This is a genomic window from Oleiphilus sp. HI0066, from assembly GCF_001635725.1.
Genome location: NZ_LWFH01000835.1, coordinates 1 through 278, shown reverse-complemented (window position 1 = coordinate 278; position 278 = coordinate 1). Strand labels below are relative to the sequence as shown.

1 protein-coding gene is annotated in these 278 nt (G+C 47.5%); it reads left to right on the top strand.

Features of this window, described 5'->3' with window-relative positions:
• The coding region (locus A3738_RS09800) for an ATP-binding cassette domain-containing protein (protein WP_156504165.1) at positions 1-278 on the top strand (278 nt) is incomplete at both ends.

Below are 278 nucleotides of genomic sequence, written 5' to 3'. Positions count from 1 at the left end.
TACAACCCATGAGGAATTTAGCGAGGGTGAATTTTGGGCAATTGTCGGCGCCAATGGCGCAGGTAAGTCTACATTTTTAAAAGCCATATCCGGCGACAACAACTACACCGGCGACATTCTCTTACACGGAAAAGAACTTCGGCAATGGGACTCAATGGAGCGCGCTCGCCATGTAGGCGTACTTCCTCAGTCGTCAATTCTCTCATTTGCATTCAAAGCAAAAGAAGTCGTTGAACTAGGGCTCACACCACTTTCACTTAGTAGAGAACAAGCAGAGC